General features: G+C 52.4%; 18 protein-coding genes. 7 read left to right on the top strand and 11 right to left on the bottom strand.

The features are described from left to right. Window positions 1–9: 9 nt before the first annotated feature. The 4 genes from EVJ26_RS10210 to EVJ26_RS10195 form a co-directional block, all read right to left on the bottom strand. The gene (locus EVJ26_RS10210; protein ID WP_131470373.1) at window positions 10–1,899 is read right to left on the bottom strand and encodes an ABC-F family ATP-binding cassette domain-containing protein; all 1,890 of its coding nucleotides are present in this window, start codon (window positions 1,897–1,899) and stop codon (window positions 10–12) included. After that, on the bottom strand, window positions 1,896–2,597 hold the full coding sequence (locus tag EVJ26_RS10205; protein ID WP_131456859.1) for a lysophospholipid acyltransferase family protein: 702 nt from the start codon (window positions 2,595–2,597) through the stop codon (window positions 1,896–1,898). The genes EVJ26_RS10210 and EVJ26_RS10205 overlap by 4 nt, the downstream gene beginning before the upstream one ends. Before the next feature lie 87 nt (window positions 2,598–2,684). Further along, the gene (locus EVJ26_RS10200) at window positions 2,685–2,945 is read right to left on the bottom strand and encodes a hypothetical protein (RefSeq protein ID WP_016508370.1); all 261 of its coding nucleotides are present in this window, start codon (window positions 2,943–2,945) and stop codon (window positions 2,685–2,687) included. A gap of 84 nt (window positions 2,946–3,029) precedes the next feature. After that, window positions 3,030–3,272, bottom strand: a complete 243-nt coding sequence (locus EVJ26_RS10195) for a hypothetical protein (protein ID WP_070328917.1) — start codon at window positions 3,270–3,272, stop codon at window positions 3,030–3,032. Between the two features lie 567 nt (window positions 3,273–3,839). Here EVJ26_RS10195 and EVJ26_RS10190 point away from each other — a divergent pair. The 5 genes from EVJ26_RS10190 to map all read left to right on the top strand — a co-directional run bounded on the left by EVJ26_RS10190 (window position 3,840) and on the right by map (window position 8,735). Then, entirely contained in the window at window positions 3,840–4,691 is an 852-nt protein-coding gene (locus EVJ26_RS10190; RefSeq protein WP_131456861.1) for a CvfB family protein, read from the top strand. A 162-nt stretch (window positions 4,692–4,853) separates the two neighbouring features. Continuing rightward, window positions 4,854–6,383, top strand: a complete 1,530-nt coding sequence (gene cshA / locus EVJ26_RS10185; RefSeq protein WP_070328919.1) for a degradosome RNA helicase CshA — start codon at window positions 4,854–4,856, stop codon at window positions 6,381–6,383. A gap of 102 nt (window positions 6,384–6,485) precedes the next feature. Further along, window positions 6,486–6,737, top strand: coding sequence for a hypothetical protein (locus EVJ26_RS10180; RefSeq protein ID WP_035385950.1), 252 nt, complete (start codon window positions 6,486–6,488; stop codon window positions 6,735–6,737). A 37-nt stretch (window positions 6,738–6,774) separates the two neighbouring features. Then, entirely contained in the window at window positions 6,775–7,968 is a 1,194-nt protein-coding gene (locus tag EVJ26_RS10175) for an EAL-associated domain-containing protein (RefSeq protein WP_236635550.1), read from the top strand. Between the two features lie 11 nt (window positions 7,969–7,979). Next, window positions 7,980–8,735 carry a type I methionyl aminopeptidase gene (map, locus tag EVJ26_RS10170; RefSeq protein ID WP_131456863.1) on the top strand — a complete coding sequence of 252 codons (756 nt, stop codon included), beginning with the start codon at window positions 7,980–7,982 and terminating at the stop codon, window positions 8,733–8,735. A gap of 41 nt (window positions 8,736–8,776) precedes the next feature. On the opposite strand, the gene menC is transcribed toward map, so the two are convergent. From menC to EVJ26_RS10140, 6 genes are read right to left on the bottom strand one after another with little or no spacing between them, the layout of a single operon-like run. Further along, the gene (menC, locus tag EVJ26_RS10165; RefSeq protein ID WP_131470372.1) at window positions 8,777–9,844 is read right to left on the bottom strand and encodes an o-succinylbenzoate synthase; all 1,068 of its coding nucleotides are present in this window, start codon (window positions 9,842–9,844) and stop codon (window positions 8,777–8,779) included. Continuing rightward, a complete protein-coding gene (gene menE / locus EVJ26_RS10160; protein ID WP_131470371.1) occupies window positions 9,828–11,198 on the bottom strand; it encodes an o-succinylbenzoate--CoA ligase in 1,371 nt (456 codons plus the stop codon). The genes menC and menE overlap by 17 nt, the downstream gene beginning before the upstream one ends. Before the next feature lie 49 nt (window positions 11,199–11,247). Beyond that, a complete protein-coding gene (gene menB, locus EVJ26_RS10155) occupies window positions 11,248–12,072 on the bottom strand; it encodes a 1,4-dihydroxy-2-naphthoyl-CoA synthase (protein ID WP_016508405.1) in 825 nt (274 codons plus the stop codon). Beyond that, on the bottom strand, window positions 12,073–12,849 hold the full coding sequence (locus tag EVJ26_RS10150; protein ID WP_201738359.1) for an alpha/beta fold hydrolase: 777 nt from the start codon (window positions 12,847–12,849) through the stop codon (window positions 12,073–12,075). Continuing rightward, window positions 12,846–14,495, bottom strand: coding sequence for a 2-succinyl-5-enolpyruvyl-6-hydroxy-3-cyclohexene-1-carboxylic-acid synthase (gene menD, locus EVJ26_RS10145; protein WP_131470370.1), 1,650 nt, complete (start codon window positions 14,493–14,495; stop codon window positions 12,846–12,848). Before menD ends, EVJ26_RS10150 begins: the two co-directional genes overlap by 4 nt. Further along, window positions 14,492–15,877, bottom strand: a complete 1,386-nt coding sequence (locus tag EVJ26_RS10140) for an isochorismate synthase (RefSeq protein ID WP_131441103.1) — start codon at window positions 15,875–15,877, stop codon at window positions 14,492–14,494. Before EVJ26_RS10140 ends, menD begins: the two co-directional genes overlap by 4 nt. A 167-nt stretch (window positions 15,878–16,044) precedes the next feature. Between EVJ26_RS10140 and EVJ26_RS10135 the strand changes: the two genes are divergently transcribed. Beyond that, on the top strand, window positions 16,045–16,944 hold the full coding sequence (locus EVJ26_RS10135; protein ID WP_131456871.1) for a 1,4-dihydroxy-2-naphthoate polyprenyltransferase: 900 nt from the start codon (window positions 16,045–16,047) through the stop codon (window positions 16,942–16,944). A 20-nt stretch (window positions 16,945–16,964) separates the two neighbouring features. After that, a complete protein-coding gene (locus tag EVJ26_RS10130) occupies window positions 16,965–17,516 on the top strand; it encodes a beta-class carbonic anhydrase (RefSeq protein ID WP_131456873.1) in 552 nt (183 codons plus the stop codon). 53 nt (window positions 17,517–17,569) lie between these two features. Here EVJ26_RS10130 and EVJ26_RS10125 read toward each other — a convergent pair whose 3' ends face one another. After that, window positions 17,570–18,517 (bottom strand): YihY/virulence factor BrkB family protein, encoded by a 948-nt coding sequence (locus tag EVJ26_RS10125; RefSeq protein WP_131456875.1) that lies wholly within the window; start codon window positions 18,515–18,517, stop codon window positions 17,570–17,572. Window positions 18,518–18,577 lie beyond the last annotated feature (60 nt).

The raw sequence follows: 18,577 nt of genomic DNA, 5'->3' as shown, positions 1-18,577 counted from the left end.
CGTCTTTTTTTATTTTTTCTGAGCTTGAATTTGTTCATCGATTTCAGACAAGTACTCCCAGCGCTCCATTTTTTCTTCGAGTGTTTGCTTGAGGGTACTGATTTCAGCGTAAAGATCGTTCACTTTTCCGAGATCGCTACCGGCATCGGCGAGTCGCGCTTCTGCAGCTTCGATTTTCTGTTCGGTTAGAGCGATCTCTTCCTCGATCGTCTCCCACTCTTTTTGTTCTTTAAAAGTGAATTTGACGACGTCGACTTTGGCGCGCTCTTTCTTGTCTTTCGGTTCTTTTTTAAGTTGACGTGCCTCGTCTTGAAGCTCGGCCAGATAATCGCTATATTCGGCGTGGTAGACGTTGATTGTCCCCTCTTCGAAGGCGATGAGTTGCTCGGCGATACGGTCAAGGAAGTAACGGTCGTGACTGACGGCGATGACGGTTCCTGGGAACGACTCTAAGTAGTCCTCTAAAACCGACAACGTTTCCGTATCGAGATCGTTCGTCGGCTCATCTAAGAACAAGACGTTCGGCTCATCCATCAAAATCCGCAGCAACACAAGGCGCCGCTTCTCGCCACCGGACAGTTTACTGATCGGTTTATATTGGGCGTCCGGTGTGAACAAGAAACGCTCGAGCATTTGACCGGCGGTGATCGTCTCGCCGTCCGGTGTGTAGATGACTTGGGCGATCCGTTCGATCTCGTCGATGACCCGTCGCGTCGTATCGTCAAATTCGACTTGTTGACCGTAGTAACCGATGTGAACCGTCTCACCGTGGACGACCGTGCCTGACGTCGGTTCGATGCGACCGGCGAGTAAGTTCATGAGCGTCGTCTTGCCGCTCCCGTTCGGTCCAACGATGCCGTACCGTTCCCGGCGTCCGAACAGCCAACTGAAATCGTGAATGAGCGGCGTGTCCGCATACTGGAACGACAACTGTTCGACTTCGATGACTTTTTTACCGAGCCGGCGTGAACCGACCGATACGTCGAGCGCATCGTCTTCGGCGAGTGCCTCTTGCTGCTTTAAGCCCTCGACACGTTGAATCCGGGCTTTCTGTTTCGTCGTCCGAGCTTTGGCACCGCGGCGTAGCCAAGCGAGCTCGCGTCGCAAGATGTTTTGCCGCTTTTGTTCCATCGACTGGGAGCGGGCTTTGCGTTCGGCCCGTTTCTCGAGAAACAGTTCATAGTTCCCGTCATAAAAGTAAGACGTGCCGTCGGCAATCTCGAGAATATGGTTCGTCACACGGTTCAAGAAATAACGGTCGTGGGTGATGAGCAAGATCGCGCCTCGGTAGTCCGCGAGAACCGTCTCGAGCCAAGCGATCGTATCGGCGTCAAGTTCGTTCGTCGGCTCGTCAAGTAAGAGCAAGTCGGCTTCGTCGAGCAAGGCCGCAGCGAGCGCGACCCGTTTTTGTTGGCCCCCGGAGAGGGAACTGATCTCGGCCGACACGTCGGGTAACCCGAGCCGATTCAAGATCGACTTCAGCTTCGCTTCCGTTTCCCAAGCGTCAGTGGCATCGACCGCTTGCTGTGCTTTCATGAAACGTTCGAGCCATTGCTCGCTCGATGGGTTCGCCTCGAGTGCTTGGCGAGCGAGCTCGTATTGTTTTAACGCCAAGACGGATGGGGTGTTGCTCGTGAACAAGGCGTCTAAAATTGTCTGACCGGGAGCGAAATCGACGGTTTGCGTCAAATAACGAATCCGATAGTCGTTCGGATGTTGCATCGTGCCTTTGTCTGCTGTTTCGACGCCGGCAATGATTTTTAAGAACGTCGATTTCCCAGAACCGTTGACGCCGATGACACCAATCCGGTTACCGGGATGAATCGTCATCGTGACGTCGTCAAACAAGACTTTATCGGCGAACTCTTTACGGATGCCTTCGATTGTTAATAAACTCATTTGGAACCTCCTTCAACGACTTGGCGAATCATCGCTTCTACTTTCGCTGTCAAATCTTTATTCGAGACGTCAGCCGGGTCGATAGCCGGTAAAAACGTCACATCGACGATACCCGGTCTAATCCGGTTTTTCATTTCGAGCAGGTGATGGCTGCCGTTGATCGCCACCGGAACGATTTTTGCTCCGCTCGACGTGGCGAGCGTCAGGCTGCCGGCTTTAAACTCTTTCATCGGCCCACCTTTTGAACGAGTGCCTTCCGGGAAGATGATGATTGACTGTCCGGATTGGATTGTCTCGACACCGGCGCGGATCGCTTTGACGGATTGGCGGCGGTCGCTGCGATCGATAAAGATGCAACCCATCAATTCCATCCAACCCGCGATCATCGGAATTTTTTTGACTTCGATTTTTGAGATGAACGCTTTCGGATGGTTCGTCGCCGTGATCATGATCGGGATGTCGAAGTTTCCTTGGTGGTTGGCGACGTAGACGACCGGTTCGTTCGGAATATGTTCTTGTCCGTGCACACGGACTCGGGCTCCGGCCACTTTCAATAAGAAGCCGGCCCAGTTGTAGGCGATTTTTTGAACGTAATCGTATCGTGCCGGTACGTCGAGTCGTTTTGCTTTCGGATAAAACGGAAGCAAGACGGGCAAGACGGCGAAGAACGAGAAAAACCAAATGGCGGTGCGTAACATAGTATCAATCTCCTTTTCAAAATAGAGCCAAACAGCAAGAAAGAGTCTTCTTCTCACACAGAGAATCTGACTCTTAGACATGAATCTTTATTCCCAGAAGCGAGAATCGGTTTCCTCTTCTTCTTCCTCGAGTTCGAACGTAATTCGTTTATTCACCGGGTCAACGACAAAGTAGGCACCGTCTTGCTCGATGCTCTTAAACTGCATCACGTGATCACTGCCAATTTCTAAGGTGAGGCGGATTCGGTTGTCGTCATCGACGAGCAAAATGCCGTCTTCTTTCAGCCACAGCTCCATGACGGGTGAATAGCGTAACAGCCATTCGTTCGATAAAGGGATTTCATTCATTCGTGTTTGTGCCTCCTACGGTCCAAGTCCGTTGTGCTCTTCTATCTAGAATAGAATACCAAAAGTGGCGTGGGAACACGAGCGTTATGTAGAGCGTTTGCGTGAACTGGAGTGCATGCGAGCAACGATGCGGTCGATGCGCTTTTGATTGCGCCGTTCTTTCAGGAGCACGTTCATTTGTGCGATAAGCTGTTTAAATGAAGATAGACCCATGGCGAGCAGCGCCGCGAACAAGAATGTGCCGATTGGATCTTTGAAAAAACCGGTTTGGAGCGAGACGGACAAACCGACGACTGAAAGAATCGTGGTGAGAAAATAAAATAGCATGAGTGACTCTCCCTTCCCAGATGATTCAATTGAAAAAACCGAACGTATTTCTCGTTCGACAAGTGAGTAAAAAATTCCTTTTTTTGTCGAACAAAACAAAAAAACGCCTTCTGACGAGCGAGAGGGCGCTTACTCTTGAACCATCGTGACGGAAGACGATACGTTCGTATCGACACCGTTTGAGAATATGAAACTCAGCGAAGCAAGAAGAGCGAAGAATGCAATCAAAAGGCCCTTCATGAAGCGTTTCGCAAATGAGCGAGATTGAACATCAAACATTTTATTTCCCCCGTTCGGACATTGCTGAAACCTGATTTATAAACAACACTTCTTTAATAATAACGTTTTCAAAAAGTGGATACTAGATGGAAAAACATTGTTCACAAAATTGTCACAAAATTCCGTCTGATACTCGGTCGATTTAGAAGCTTGACGGTTGGGTGGTTCATTGTCTCGTTCACAAATTGGACACAATTGACCTGAAGCAGGAAAAGGAACGTGATATGATTAAGAACGTGTGTAGGTAGGTATACTGACAGTAATAAGATGAAAAAGGATGTGTATAGAATGGTATTACGTGCAGGAGATGTAGTCGATCTAGTTGCGGAACGTTCAGCCGATTTTGGCGTATTTATTGGGAACGGCCGTGAAGAGGTATTACTTCATCGGAAAGAACAAACAGAAGAAGTCACAGTCGGTCAAACGGTGCGTGTCTTCCTATATCATGACTCGGAAGGCCGTCTCGCTTCGACGATGACGATTCCGAACGTATCGTTTGAAGAATATGAATGGTTCGATGTGACAGGCGTTCGCTACAATACGGGCGTGTTCGTCAACATCGGCATTCAAAAGGATGTGCTCGTCTCGCTCGACGACCTTCCTGAAAACCGGACATATTGGCCGAAAGAAGGCGATAAGCTATGCGTCCGTCTCAAGTACGATCAAAAAGGCCGTCTTCTCGGAGAACCGGCTCATTATGCGTATTTGAACTTGCTTGCCCGTCCCGCCAAAGAAGAGTGGGGCAATCAAGACGTTCAAGCGATCGTCGTCAACAAACGTGACGTCGGTGTCAACGTCTGGGTCGAGAATGAATCACTCGGTTTCTTACATGAAGCAGAGATGACGCGGTGGCCGCGTCTCGGCGAACAGTTAGCAGTACGTGTGACGCAAGTGAAGCAAGACGGTACCGTTCTTGTATCGATGAAACCGCGAGCGTATGAAGCGATCGACCCGGATGCGGAAAGCATTCGTTCTTACATCGAAGAACGCGGTGGTGAAATGCCTTACGGCGACAAGACAGCCCCAGACGTGATCGACCGTGAGTTTGGCATGAGCAAGGCGGCCTTCAAACGGGCGCTCGGGAAGCTCTTGAAAGAAAAGCAGGTTGAAAAACTCGACAACGGGTATAAATTGAAATAAGATTACTCATGTCCAGGTGGCTAAAAAAAGTTTTAGAATGTATTTCTTTCATTTTAGAAACAAATGCGGTATAGTAATAAGAGTTGACTACGAGGAAACATTTAAAGAACGTCTGCAGAACTAACCTCAGACGTTTTTTGCATGAACAAAGGAGAATATAATTTGACAAAATTTCAAGATTTACAGTTAAGTGAAGCATTAGTAAAAGGTGTACTCAAAATGGGCTTCGAGGAAGCGACACCGATCCAAGCTGAAACAATTCCAATCGCACTTACAGGAGCGGATGTATTAGGCCAAGCACAAACAGGTACAGGGAAAACAGCAGCTTTCGGTATTCCGACAATTGAGCGAATCGACACAAAGGCGCGTCAAGTCCAAGCACTTGTTCTTGCACCGACACGTGAACTTGCGATTCAAGTTGCAGAAGAGTTAAACAAAATCGGGGAAACGAAGCGTGTATACGCACTTCCTGTATACGGTGGTCAGCAAATCGACCGCCAAATCCGCGGCTTGAAAAAGAACCCGCAAATCGTCGTTGCGACACCTGGACGTCTCATGGACCACATGAAACGCAAGACGATCAAACTCGACGAGATCCAAACAGTGATTTTGGATGAGGCGGATGAAATGCTCAACATGGGCTTCGTTGAAGATATCGAGATGATTTTGAAAGGCCTTCCGGCTGAACGTCAAACGCTTCTCTTCTCAGCGACAATGCCACCACAAATCAAGAAGATCGCTGAGCGCTTCATGAAGTCGCCAACAATCATCAAAGTGAAATCGAAGGAAATGACAGTTGAAAACATCAACCAACAGTTCCTCGAATTGCGTGAAGGTCAAAAATTCGATACACTTTGCCGTTTGATCGACATCGACTCACCAGAACTCAGCATCATCTTCGCTCGTACGAAGAAACGTGTTGACGAAGTTACAGAAGCACTCATCAAACGTGGTTACACGGCTGATGGCCTTCACGGTGACTTGACGCAATCAAAACGTGACCAAGTCATCCGTCGTTTCAAAAACGGCACGATCGACATCTTGGTCGCAACAGATGTAGCGGCGCGTGGACTTGATATCACAGGTGTCACACACGTTTACAACTTTGACGTCCCACAAGATCCGGAAAGCTACGTGCACCGTATCGGACGTACAGGCCGTGCTGGTAAAACAGGTACTGCCCTTACGTTCATCACGCCACGTGAATTCGGCCAAGTGAAGTCAATCGAACGTGTGACGAACAAGAAAATGAACCGTCGTCACGTACCGACGATCGCAGAAGTACTTGAAGGAAACCAAAAGCAATCAGCTGAAGATTTGATCGAACGCGTTCAAGCGGGCGATTTCAAAGCTTACACGCAACTTGCGACTGAGCTCCTTGAAGAGTACGAAGCAGTCGAGCTTCTCGCAGCAGCACTTCGTGGTTTGACGAAAGAGCCAGATTCAACACCTGTTGAAATCTCTTACGCAGAACCAGTCCGTGTGAAACGTCAAGGTGGACGCAACGACCGCGGTGGATACCGTGGCGGCGCACGCAGTGGTGGCGGAGACCGTCGCACTGGCGGCGGAGACCGTGGCGGACGCTCAGGCGAACGTAGCGGTGGCGGTGGATACCGTGGAAAACGCACTGGTGGGACTGACGATCGTCGTCGCTCATCAGAAGACCGTGGCCCACGTCGTCCGCGTGACTAATCGATAAAACGAAAACCGCATTTCCTTAAGTGGATTTGCGGTTTTTTTATTTATCTCATGCTACACTGAACGAGTAGAGATTGAAGGATGAGGTGTCAACGGATGGTAGAACTAGGTTTAGGTCTCGTCATATTATTGGCGTGCATCCTAGCATTGAAGCCGATTGTTATGCGGACAGTACGTCCGAATTTCCGATATATTCCGGTCGCCACACTTTTGTTTGGCGCGATGATTTGGTTAGTCATGGCCATCGGCGTCGGCGGGAAGATGGGAATCGGATACGGTGTGATGAGTATCGTGTATTTTATTGCTTGTTTCGGTGCCTATATGTATGTGCATACACGAGCGAGCTGAAACCGGCTCGCTTTCTTGTTTCGAAAATGAGGATGAGGTGATCCAATTGGATGCAGTGGATGTGATGATGAATCCAAATGAAGTCGAAGTGACGTATGAACCGATTTTCGGGGCGGCCACGTTTCAAGTGGAAGGCTACATGGTACACGGCCATTTCAGGGGCGAGTCGCTCACCCCGTTCTTTTATGATGACGACGTACCGGTCGAGTATCAACTCGACATCGCCAAGCGGATGGAACGGTTGGCCGCCGAAGCGTTGCGTGACGAAAAGCAGTTCGTCACGTTCCGCTGCCGGTCGGAATGGATCCTTGAAGAAGGGGGCGAAGCATTTTTAGCACCGTTACGGGAATTGAACTTCCCGCTCCACCGGATATTTGTGACACTTCAAGGGACCGAGCTCGTCGATGTGTCTCGTCTGTCCCGCGTCGTCCAATATTATCGATCTTCTGGTGTGAGAGTCGCGCTCGACTTCGCGGAGTCGACGAGTATCGAGGACATCATGACGATTGCACCGGAGTTGTTGCTTGTCGATTTAGCAACGATGGTCGAGAAGAAGACGTTGTCGGTGACTTACCCCCAAATGCTCCAGACGATGGAATACATTGCTTCGAAACTCGGGGCCCCGCTGCTCTATAAGTCAATCGATCATCTCGGTCAGTTGCGTTACGCCTGGCAGCACGGTGGAAGTTACTACATGGGTGGCTTGTTAGGTCGTCAAGAGGATTTCCCGCCGCGTGAAGCAAAAGGAATGAGTGTGCTCACGCAAGAAGTTCCAGCGTTCTTCCTGCACGACCAAGAGCGATTGAAGCGGTTGTATGAGCTAGAATTCGAACTTCACGGAAAAGTCGCGGAGCTCGTCCAAACCGGGAAATGGTCACGGGATAAGAAGGATGAATGGCTGCTCCATATCGCCCCTAAATTAGAAGGGATGCTCGTCCGCTACTACTTGACCGACCAAACGGGCTTCCAGACGAGTGCGAACGTCTACCAAGAGCAACACGTTTGGAAAGTCGATAACACGTACCGAGGCTATAACTGGAGTTTTCGACCGTACTTTATCCGGACGATGGCGGCGATGAGTGTTCGCGGGCGGGGCTATTTGTCGGAAGACTATCGCGACTTCAGCTCCAACGAAGTGACACGTACGTTCAGCTATCCGTTACCGGACGGCATGTTTTTGTTCGCCGATTTATCAGAAGAGTACTTATACCAAAACCGATTATTAGATTGAGAGGGATTATGATGTTTGATTACGATTATGATGCGTTGCGTGAGATTGGGAGAATCGTCGCCCGGGCAAGGGATGAAATGGCACGGGCCGTCACGCCAGGGATGACGACGAAAGAGCTCGATGCGATCGGGCAACGTATTCTTGAAGAAGAAGGAGCGGCCTCGGCGCCGATTACGATGTATGAGTTTCCGGGCTATACGTGTATCTCCATCAATGAAGTGGCTGCCCACGGAATTCCGGGTAAAGAAGTCATTAAAGACGGGGACATCGTCAATGTCGATGTGTCTGCCGTGAAAGATGGCTATTATGCAGACACGGGACGAACGGTGATCGCCGGCACACCGAAATCGCCAGAGCATGTCCGCTTAGTCGAGGTCTCGCTCACGTCGCTCGAAGCGGGCCTCAGCAAAGTGAAGGCCGGTACGAAAGTGAACCAGATCGGAAAAGCGATTTACGCGGATGTCCGCAAAAATGGCTTCACCGTCATTCGAAACTTGGCGGGTCATGGACTCGGCCGCACGCTCCACGGCGAACCGGAGACGATCTCCAACTATTATAGCCGGGAAGAGAATGACATCTTGAAAGTCGGTCAAGTCATCGCAGTCGAGACGTTCGTCTCGACGAAAGACGAGATCGTCTACCAGTCAGAAGAGGATGGCTGGGCGTTGTTCACACCGAACGACAGCCCCGTCTCGCAGTTTGAGCACACGGTCATCGTGACCGAGGACGGCTATGAAGTGTTGACAGGAACGTTCCGAGAAGAATGACGCAATCAAACAAGGATACAGACCGCGGTCTGTATCCTTGTTTACGTTAACTGGATGATTTGTTCGCTTAACTGATGAATCTTTTTCCAATCCGGAGTGACGACGTCAGGGATCAAGAGCTGACCGTTTTCGACATCGAGCGGCGCATCGAGCAGGTCGGTCTCGAAATAGGCGCTCGTTCCGGCCATGTCGGCCGGATAGGCGGCACCCGTCAACGAGGCGAATAAGAGTGTATGATAACGGCCGATCGATGATTCGTACATACCACCGACCCAATACGGGGTACCGCTGTCACGGATCGCGAGCGCCTCGGTCAATCCCCCGACGCGGGCAGGTTTGATGTTGACGATGCGTCCGGCCCGAAGCCGATTCATCGTCTCGACGTCTTGCCGTGAGATGATGGACTCGTCAAGACAGATTGGCGTCTTGAGTTTTGTTTGCAGGTCGGCCGAGTCGACCCAGCAGTCGCTCGGATAAGGCTGTTCGATCATCAAGAGGCGATGGGCGTCGAGTTGTTTGAACCAGTCGAGCGGCTGCTCGTGCGCACTGCCGTTCAAGTCGATCATGAGCGGAGCGTCCGGGAAAAAAGTCCGCACTTCCGCGAGCGCCGTCAATAGCTCATGAGGCGAAGCTTTCAACTTGATCCGTTCGAACCCGGAATGGAGCGCCTGTTCGATCGCGTTCAACGTTTCGGTGAGCAAGCCAATCCCAATCGTCCGCCCGCAAGCGACGTGATGTCCGGCTTGCAAAAATTGTTTTAGCGTCACGCCAGCACGGGCGGCCTCGATTTCCCAGATTGCACTTTCCCACATCGCTTTTGCCATCGGGTGCCCGATGATCGAACGGACATGGTCTGGAAATGTGGTCGCGCTGATCGTCTGTCCTTTCAGTAATTGATAGATCAGTTCAGACGTGTCGACGGTCGAGCGGACCGTCTCCGCCGTATACCACGGCGTCTCAAAGGCGACACCTTCCCCGTATCCGACTGCTCCGTCGGTCGTTTCGAGACGGAGGATGACCGTCCGTCTCGTCGTCAAGACGGCATGGGCTGTCACAAGCGGGTGTTTGAACGTGAGCGGGACGATGTAAAGGTCAGCTCGTTGAATCATAATCGGTCTCCTTTAAGCGGTGTCGCATCAATTTTCCGTTGGCGTTTCGTGGGAGCTGAGTGACCGTGATCAACGCCTTCGGGTGCTTATACTTAGCGAGGTGGTCGTTTAAAATTTGCGTAAGTTCGTGAGGGTCGTATGTCCCGACGATATAGGCGATCGGGACGGCGCCCCATGTCGGGTCAGGCTTCCCGGTGACCCCGGCGTCCTCGATACCGGGGCATCGCAACAGGACGCTCTCGATCTCCGCGGGATAGATGTTTTCTCCACCCGAGATGATCAAGTCGCTCCGGCGATCGAGTACATAGAGATAGCCGTCTTGGATCGTTCCGAGGTCGCCGGTTCGCCAGTACCCGTCCTCGGTCCAAGCGTTCGCTTCCGATTCGTTATAATAGCCTGGCGTGACGGTCGGGCCATTGACTTCGATCTCGCCATCGCGACTGATGCGGATGCGGGTCGGTGCGATCGCTTGACCGCTTGAACCGATATGGTCGAGTGCTTCGGACGGCAACAACGTCGCGACTTGGGAGCAAGTCTCCGTCATCCCGTACGTCTGCGCGATCGGCAAGTGGCGGCGGTCTGCTTCTTCGAGCAACGGCCGTGGCACCGGTCCGCCTCCGACGAGGATGACGCGGAGATGGTGACTGGTCAATCCTGCGTCGAGCAGTCGCCCGAGCATGATGGCGACGAGGGAAAGATGGGTGATCCGTTCGGACGCGATCAATCGGATCGTACGCAAGACGTCGAACTTCGGTTCAACGTATAATGTCGAGCCGAACAGGGCGCAACGGTACACTTGGGCGAGTCCGCTCATGTGGAACAATGGCGTGACGACGAGCATGCGGTCGGTCGGCTCGTATCCGAGATGTTTTTTGGCGGCCTCGGCGCTCGCGCGATGATTTCCGTACGTCTGTTGCACCGCTTTGGCGTGTCCGGTCGTTCCGGACGTAAACATGAGCGACATGACCTCGTCACGCCCCCAGCGATGATGTCGGCGCAACGGCTCTTGATCGCGTACGCTCACGTCGATTTGAGGGACGTTGAGGTCGATTTCCTGATCGACGAGTAAGATGTCGATGTGGGCCTTGTCGAGTTGCATCGCGAGTTCGCTTGTGGTCAGCCGTGTATTCAACGGGACGAGTACTTTTCCGAGCAAATGGACGGCGTGGACTGCGACGACATAGTCTTTACTATTTGACGCATACAGTCCGATGTGACGAGCGTCCGGAACGGTCCGGCCTAAAAAGTGTGCCAAGCGCGAGCTCTCATCGATCAATTCGCCCCACGTCAGACGTTCCGTTGCGGTGACGAGGGCGATCGTGTCGACAGGATGTTGCTTCAAATCATAATCCATTACAATTACCTCCAAAAAAAGAGTAGCGAATTCGCTACTCTCTTACGATTTACGGGAAACGCGGGAATTGACCGAAGTCAGGGTCACGTTTTTCTTTGAAGGCGTCACGGCCTTCTTTTGCTTCATCTGTCGTGTAGTAAAGAAGCGTCGCGTCACCGGCGAGCTGTTGGATCCCGGCCAAGCCGTCCGTATCAGCGTTCATCGCAGCTTTCAAGAAGCGGAGTGCTGTCGGCGAGTGTTGCAAGATCTCTTGGCACCATTGGACCGTCTCGGCTTCAAGCTGTTCGAGCGGGACGAACGTGTTGATGAGTCCCATGTCGAGCGCTTGCTGTGCGTCATATTGACGGCACAAGTACCAAATCTCACGAGCCTTTTTATGTCCGACGATACGTGCCAAGTAGCCTGAACCGTAACCGGCATCGAATGAACCGACTTTCGGTCCAGTTTGACCGAAACGAGCGTTGTCGGCCGCAATCGTCAAGTCACAGACGAGGTGCAAGACGTGTCCGCCACCGATGGCGTATCCAGCGACCATGGCGATGACCGGTTTAGGGATGACTCGGATCAAGCGCTGAAGATCAAGGACGTTCAAGCGCGGGATATCATCGTCACCGACGTAGCCGCCGTGACCGCGAACTTTTTGGTCGCCACCTGAGCAGAAGGCTTGATCGCCTTCACCTGTCAAGATGATGACACCGACTTCTTTATCGTCACGGGCGCGCGCGAACGCGTCAATCAATTCGTTGACCGTGAGCGGACGGAACGCGTTCCGAACTTCCGGGCGGTTGATCGTGATTTTTGCGATCCCGTTCCACTTCTCATATTTAATGTCTTCATACGTACGGACCGATGTCCAGTTTGCTACTGATTCCATTTAAATTCCCCCTAAAATCAATTTCTCTATCATTGTACCAAATTGTTGGGTGTTCTCGATATGGGGAGCGTGGGCCGCACCCGAAATTTCGTGTATCCGAATGTCTGGACGACGTTCACGCATATCGCGAGCAATCGTTTGAAACTTCACATCGTGCGCACCGACGATCAAATCGGTTCGAGGCAGGCGGTCAAGATGCGTCCATAGCGACGGCATACTGCCGGTCCCGATGGCGCGCAAACTGTTCGCGAGCGCTGACGGGTCTTGAGCGAGCCGCTCATGTCGAAGTGAGGCCCGCATCTCGTCCGTTTGACGCCAAAGCGGGAGCATCTCCCATGCGGCGACGAACGCTTCGATTCCGTCCGTCTCGATCCGTCGCGCGAGCCGTTCATCGGCGTCGCGTCGCGCTCGTCGCTCTGAAGCGGTGAGACCGGGCGTCGTACTAATCCCGATGAAGTGGTCCACGCGCTCGTCACAGGCTGCGAGTGTCATCCCGATGCGGCCGCCGAGCGAATAGCCGATGACCGTCCACGGCCTTTCGTCCGTGTCGAGCAGCGTCGACAAATCCTTCACTTGTTGGCTCATCTTCGCGCGGGCGACCGAGCAACTGCCGGTCTGTCCATGTTGAAGCAGGGACGGGGCGACGAGGCGCACCGGCAAGTCAGGGAAATACGAGAGCCATCCGGCGTTGCTCGTGAAGCCGTGCAACAAGAGGACCGGTCTTCCGGACCCGTGCTCGAGCACTTCATACGATACGTCACGGACAGTACGTCTCATGTCCCGTTCTCCAACGTGAGACGCGTGCAAATCGATTCCGTCCAGTTCCGGTGGGATAAGACGTTGTCGGCACGGTCAGATGGGAATTCGATCAACTGAATCCCTGCCTCGATCGCTGCTGTCACGTCTTCTGGACGTTCGAGCAGTTGATAGCTAAGCCCGTATGTGTCGGCGAAGCCACGGATGTTCAAGTCGAGCGGTGTACCGAACAAGTCTTCGAACATCTGTGGCTCGATGGATGCTTGCGGTAAGAAGGAGAAGATGCCCCCGCCGTTGTTGTTGGCGACGATGATCGAGAACGAGCCAGGATGCGTCTTTAGTAATTGCAGGGCGTTGCTGTCATGATAGAACGCCAAGTCACCGATCAGTAACGCGGCTCGTTCTGTGTCGTGGCAAGCGCCGAGCGCACTCGAGATGATTCCGTCGATCCCGTTCGCGCCTCGGTTGGCGAAGACGGATACGGCTTGTCCGGCACCGAGCGTCGTGTCGACGTCACGGATCGGCATGCTGTTGCTGACGAACAAGCGGTCGATCTGAGCGTTCAAGACGTGACTAGTCAAGGCGCTCTCACCGCTCAGACTTGGTTTGGCCGATTCGGCGACTTGTTCGAATAAGGAAAAGCGAGCCGAGTAGACGTCGTCAAACGGGACGTCGATGACCTCCAAATAGTCATTCGCGTCGCCGTAGACGACAGTCGCACGACTCGATGGGTCGCGAAACGAGCCGGGCTGTTCAATCAAGATTTGGTGGGTCTGTTTGAGCCATTCATTCAACCGTTTCGATACAGGAGCCGCACCGAAGCGAACGACCGCATTCGGCGTCCATTCTGGGCTATGCTCACTTGCGAGCCACGTGTCATAATTCGTCAAAACGCCGTCAAAGCAACGCATGCCACTGAGCGGATCGGCAAACACCGGAATTCGGTGAGTGTTTGCTACGTTGTAGATGGTTTCGAGCCAAGACGTCGGCGTGCCAGGTCCGACGACGAAAGCGAGCCGTTCGACGGCCGTCTCTTGTTTGAAGCGAGCCAAGTCGTCGGTGACGGGACGAATGTACGAGGTCTCGCTCCGTCTCGAAGTGGCGGTCAATTGTGACTTCAGACTTTCGATATCGGGCAGTAACGGTTCTCGGAACGGGATGTTAATATGGACCGGTCCGAGCGGGGCCTGCGCACTCAAGCGGACGAGCCGTCCGACGGCTTGTTCCATATAGTGCAGACTCTCTGGCTCGGGCACCGGTAGATCGAGGCTCGTCTTCACATGTTCACCGTAGAGGCGGACTTGATCGATTGCTTGCGGGGCCCCGACGTTACGCAACTCATGCGGCCGATCTGTCGTCAATACGACGAGCGGGAGCTGGGAAATCGTTGCTTCGGCGACAGCTGAAAAATAGTTGGTAGCGGCTGTGCCGCTCGTACAAATTAATGCGACCGGCCGAACGTCTTCGCCAGCGCGGGTTAGTCCGAGCGCGAAGAAAGCGGCTGAACGCTCATCGACGACGACGTGATGGCGTATATTCGGGTGCAAATACGCGGCCATCGCCAGCGGTGTCGAACGCGAACCGGGACTGATGACGACGTCATAAATCCCAGTTTCGACGAGTCGATTCATCATATGGGATACCCAATTCGTTAACATATCGTTCATTCGTGATTGCCTCCTGAAATGACTTGGTCTAACCCGAGCGCTTGCTTGATCGGGCTCAACTTGACTTCTGTCTCGGCTAGCTCTGATTCGAGTTCAGACTCTTGGACGATTCCACAGCCTGCGTATAATGCCACGAACTGATGCTGGACGAGGGCCGAACGGATAGAGACGACAAATTCACCTTCTCCGTCGGTGTTCAACCAGCCGAACGGTGAGCCGTACCAGCCGCGATCGAACCGTTCGATGTCGCGCAGCAAGCGGACGGCCGTCCGCTTCGGAGAACCGCCGAGTGCGGGTGTCGGGTGCAACGACTCAATGATGGAGAGGAGAGACGCGTTCGTGTCCAAAGTTGCTTTGATCGGTGTGTGTAAATGAAACACCGAGCGGTTCTCTAAAATCGTCGGGGACGGCGCGACATGAATGGTCGCTGCATAAGGTGTGAGAGCGTTTTGAATATCTTTGACGACGATTTGGTGCTCCTCTAAATTTTTACGGTCATGCAACAACTGCTGTTTCGCCGTCTCGGTTTCCGCGTCCGTATCCGGGCGTTTGATCGTGCCGGCGATGGCCGCGGTCTCGATATGCGGACCTTGCTTACGGACGAGCCGCTCCGGTGTGGCCCCGAAAAATCCGATTTCCCGTTTCGGTTGATATAAGAACACGTAACTGCCTTCTTGATGTTCAGACAAGTGCCGTAGCGTCTTCGCGAACGGGAACGCTTCATCTGACGTCTGGTAAATCTCTTCCCGGGCGATGACGAGTTTCTCGACTTTTTCTTCGGCGATATATCCTTTCGCCTGTTGAAAACTTGATTTAAAGTGATCGACGCCGTCTTTTACTTTCGAATACGTCGGTGTCGACTCATCGGGCGCGTGCAGGGCGTTGAACTGGGCCAATTGGTCGGCTAGTTGGATTAAATATTGTTCAACGGTCTGGTTTGAAGAAACAAGGGTCGACACCGTCAACGTGTGCTTGTCACCGGAACGACGGTATAAAAATTTAGGGACGACTAAAGCCGCCTCGCCGAATGAGTCCCACATGTTTTTTTGAGGTCGGACGAACGTATCGAACGAAAATCCTGAGAACGCATAGATGACGGCATCGACATCCCGGCGATGCAGGCTCCAGTCGTACTGCAGACGTTGGAACCGTTCGGGTCCGGACGCCGTCAAGACGAGCGCGTCGGCACAACCGAGCATTTCAAGTGAGCGATCGGGTGTCGAAAAATAATAGTGTGATGTTTCTGTATTTTGAATGATATGAAACGCGTCGAACGAAGGGATCTCCCACGTGTATGAGGCAAGGACAGGTCGTTGCCATGCGCGTGCGCGTTTATGCGCTTGTTCGATTCGTTGTTTAATGTGTGTTTGAGTATCTGGCATATAAGAAAAGCCTCCTCAATCCGATGGAATATTCATCTTTTAGTGTATCATGACTTAACGGCTGGGCTGCCCGTCGAATGCTCGAGAAACATGAGTTGAGACGATTGAGGGACGGGCATTGACAGATTTTTTTGTGGAGACGTAAACTAACGAAGGGAGGGAAGTAGATGAAGAAGAGAGAGAAAGGTGCTTATTGGCGCATGATTCGTCCGCACACACTGACGGCGAGCTTTATTCCGGTGCTGTTAGGAACGTTTATCGTCGCCGGTCAAACCGATTTGAAATGGGGTCTGTTCTTGGCGATGCTCTTCGCCTCGATCTTGATTCAAATCGCGACGAATTTATTTAATGAATATTACGACTACAAACGCGGACTCGACCACGAAGGCTCGATTGGAATCGGCGGCTCGATCGTACGAGACGGGTTCACGCCGGGTCAAGTGCTCGGCATCGCGCTCGGGATGTATGGTGTCGCGTGTGTTCTCGGTCTGTTTCTTGCCGCTTCGACGAGCTGGCATTTGCTTTGGATCGGAGCGTTGTCGATGGTCGTCGGCTATCTGTATACGGGTGGTCCGCTTCCGATTGCGTATACGCCGTTCGGTGAACTTGTCGCCGGATTGTTCATGGGCTACGTCATCATCGGGATTTCAGGATATATCCAAATCGGTACGGTGACGACTGAGTTGTTGCTCGTGTCATTCCCGATGGCGCTCTTGATCGGAGCGATTTTACTAGCCAACAATATTCGGGACTTGGATAACGACAAGGTGAACGGACGACGCACGATTGCGTGTCTCGTCGGACATCGCCGGGCCGTGCTCGTTTTGGCCGGATTCTTTATCGTTGCGCTGATTGGTATCCTCGTCGCCGTATTCGTTTACGGGGTCACGCCTTGGGTATTGCTTTCGTTAATGACCGTTCCGATTATGATTCGTGCGGTGAAGCGTTTCTGGGTGAAACGTGAGCCGGCCGACCTGATGCCGGCGATGGCGATGACGGCGAAGGTCAACACGTTATTCGGGGCCTGGATGGTCATCGGATTAATCGTCGCACGCGTTATCGCATAAACATAGAGGAGGGGAACGATATGTCAGTCGTCAAAGACATGCTTGCGTTCAATGAACGGTTCGTGACAGAGAAGCAGTATGAGCAGTACGTGTCAGATAAATTTCCTGATAAGAAAATTGTCATTTTAACTTGTATGGACACACGGTTGACGTCGTTATTGCCACATGCGCTCGGTTTGAAGAACGGCGACGCGAAAATCATCAAAAACGCGGGCGCGGTATTGTCGCATCCGTTCGGATCGGTCATGCGTTCGATTCTCGTCGCCTTATACGCTCTCGGTGCGGAAGAGGTGATCGTTATTGGACATTACGATTGCGGCATGGCCGCTATCGACCCGAACGCGGTCATCGGCGAGATGGAGCGGCGCGGAATTGATCCGCAGACGTTACAGACGCTCAAAGCCTCAGGCATGGACTTGGAGAAGTGGTTGCACGGCTTTGACTCGGTCGAGGCGAACGTCGTCAACTCGGTCAGCCTGATCAAAAACCATCCGCTCCTGCCCCCGGGTACGGACGTCCACGGATTTGTCATCGATCCAGGAACGGGGCGACTCGATGTCGTAGAGGCATAATCATCCAATCTATGCAAAAAGGCGAGCTCCGTTTTGAGAGAGCTCGCCTTTTGTCATCCGTACGTGTTGACCGGAATATCTTTGTAGTCATCTTCGTCCGAGTCTTTCGACTTGGATTTTTTGTTTTTCTTATAGTTCTTCTCATACTCTTGCTCGCTCGGTGTTTTGAAGAAGCGTTGCCACGTGGCGTTGATCTCAGAGCCGATCAAGATGATCATGCCGGTCAACTGCAGCCAAAGCAACGTGACGATGATGCCTCCGAGTGATCCGTACGTCGAATCGTAGTTACCGAAGTTCGAGACGTATAGGCTAAAACCGAGTGAGACGAGCTGCCAAGCGATGACGCCGAAGATGGCGCCGGGGACGGTGCTTTTCCAAAACACGTGTTGTTGCGGTGCGATCTTATAAAAGATCGACAGCGTCAAGATTAAGATGACCGTCGTCAGCACGTAACGGAACACGTTGATCAAGACGACTTCGGCACCGGAAATCGGGATGTAGTCTGAAATGAATTCGATGATTTGTGAACCGAACACGTTCGAGATGATGAGTAGCAAGACGCCGACGCCGAGGAGGAACGTCAAGCCGAGGGCGATGCCTTTACTGACGAAGAAGTTGCGTTCGTTGTCCTCGCCATAGGCGTGGATTGCCATATTGATCAATCGTTCGACTCCTTTAGAGGCCGACCAAATCGCTAAAATCGCACCAATCGAGAGCAGTCCGCCTCGTGGCTCGCCGATCGCCTCAAAGATCCCTGATAAAAACTCGGTCGCCGCCGAACCTGGCGCCAGGTTATTTAACTGTTCTTGAAACGACGCTTGCGTGATGTCGAAGAACGAGAGCAACGCTAAAATAAAAATGATTCCCGGGAAAATGGATAAGAACCAAAAAAAAGCGAGCGTTGCCCCGTAATCTTGAACGTCATGCTCTTTAAAGCGACGAAACAACTCTTTCCCGAAGGTGAGCCAATTCTTTTTTTCTTTCACTTCTGTAGTGTCCATGCGCATATCCTCCTGAACGTTATCGTTAGAAACTATCTTTCCCGATTTGTCAGTAGGTTA

The sequence above is a fragment of the Exiguobacterium sp. SH3S1 genome, assembly GCF_004337105.1.
GTDB classification, from domain to species: Bacteria; Bacillota; Bacilli; order Exiguobacteriales; family Exiguobacteriaceae; genus Exiguobacterium; species Exiguobacterium aurantiacum_A.
Note: the sequence above shows the minus strand (reverse complement) of the source record. Positions and strands in the feature narration are given on the sequence as shown.

Bases quoted from the DNA above. Each gene is read 5' to 3' on its own strand.
- EVJ26_RS10210 (WP_131470373.1), bottom strand. From the start codon at position 1,899: ATGAGTTTATTAACAATCGAAGGCATCCGTAAAGAGTTCGCCGATAAA.
- EVJ26_RS10205 (WP_131456859.1), bottom strand. From the start codon at position 2,597: ATGTTACGCACCGCCATTTGGTTTTTCTCGTTCTTCGCCGTCTTGCCC.
- EVJ26_RS10200 (WP_016508370.1), bottom strand. From the start codon at position 2,945: ATGAATGAAATCCCTTTATCGAACGAATGGCTGTTACGCTATTCACCC.
- EVJ26_RS10195 (WP_070328917.1), bottom strand. From the start codon at position 3,272: ATGCTATTTTATTTTCTCACCACGATTCTTTCAGTCGTCGGTTTGTCC.
- EVJ26_RS10190 (WP_131456861.1), top strand. From the start codon at position 3,840: ATGGTATTACGTGCAGGAGATGTAGTCGATCTAGTTGCGGAACGTTCA.
- EVJ26_RS10180 (WP_035385950.1), top strand. From the start codon at position 6,486: ATGGTAGAACTAGGTTTAGGTCTCGTCATATTATTGGCGTGCATCCTA.
- map (WP_131456863.1), top strand. From the start codon at position 7,980: ATGTTTGATTACGATTATGATGCGTTGCGTGAGATTGGGAGAATCGTC.
- menC (WP_131470372.1), bottom strand. From the start codon at position 9,844: ATGATTCAACGAGCTGACCTTTACATCGTCCCGCTCACGTTCAAACAC.
- menE (WP_131470371.1), bottom strand. From the start codon at position 11,198: ATGGATTATGATTTGAAGCAACATCCTGTCGACACGATCGCCCTCGTC.
- menB (WP_016508405.1), bottom strand. From the start codon at position 12,072: ATGGAATCAGTAGCAAACTGGACATCGGTCCGTACGTATGAAGACATT.
- EVJ26_RS10150 (WP_201738359.1), bottom strand. From the start codon at position 12,849: ATGAGACGTACTGTCCGTGACGTATCGTATGAAGTGCTCGAGCACGGG.
- menD (WP_131470370.1), bottom strand. From the start codon at position 14,495: ATGAACGATATGTTAACGAATTGGGTATCCCATATGATGAATCGACTC.
- EVJ26_RS10140 (WP_131441103.1), bottom strand. From the start codon at position 15,877: ATGCCAGATACTCAAACACACATTAAACAACGAATCGAACAAGCGCAT.
- EVJ26_RS10135 (WP_131456871.1), top strand. From the start codon at position 16,045: ATGAAGAAGAGAGAGAAAGGTGCTTATTGGCGCATGATTCGTCCGCAC.
- EVJ26_RS10130 (WP_131456873.1), top strand. From the start codon at position 16,965: ATGTCAGTCGTCAAAGACATGCTTGCGTTCAATGAACGGTTCGTGACA.
- EVJ26_RS10125 (WP_131456875.1), bottom strand. From the start codon at position 18,517: ATGGACACTACAGAAGTGAAAGAAAAAAAGAATTGGCTCACCTTCGGG.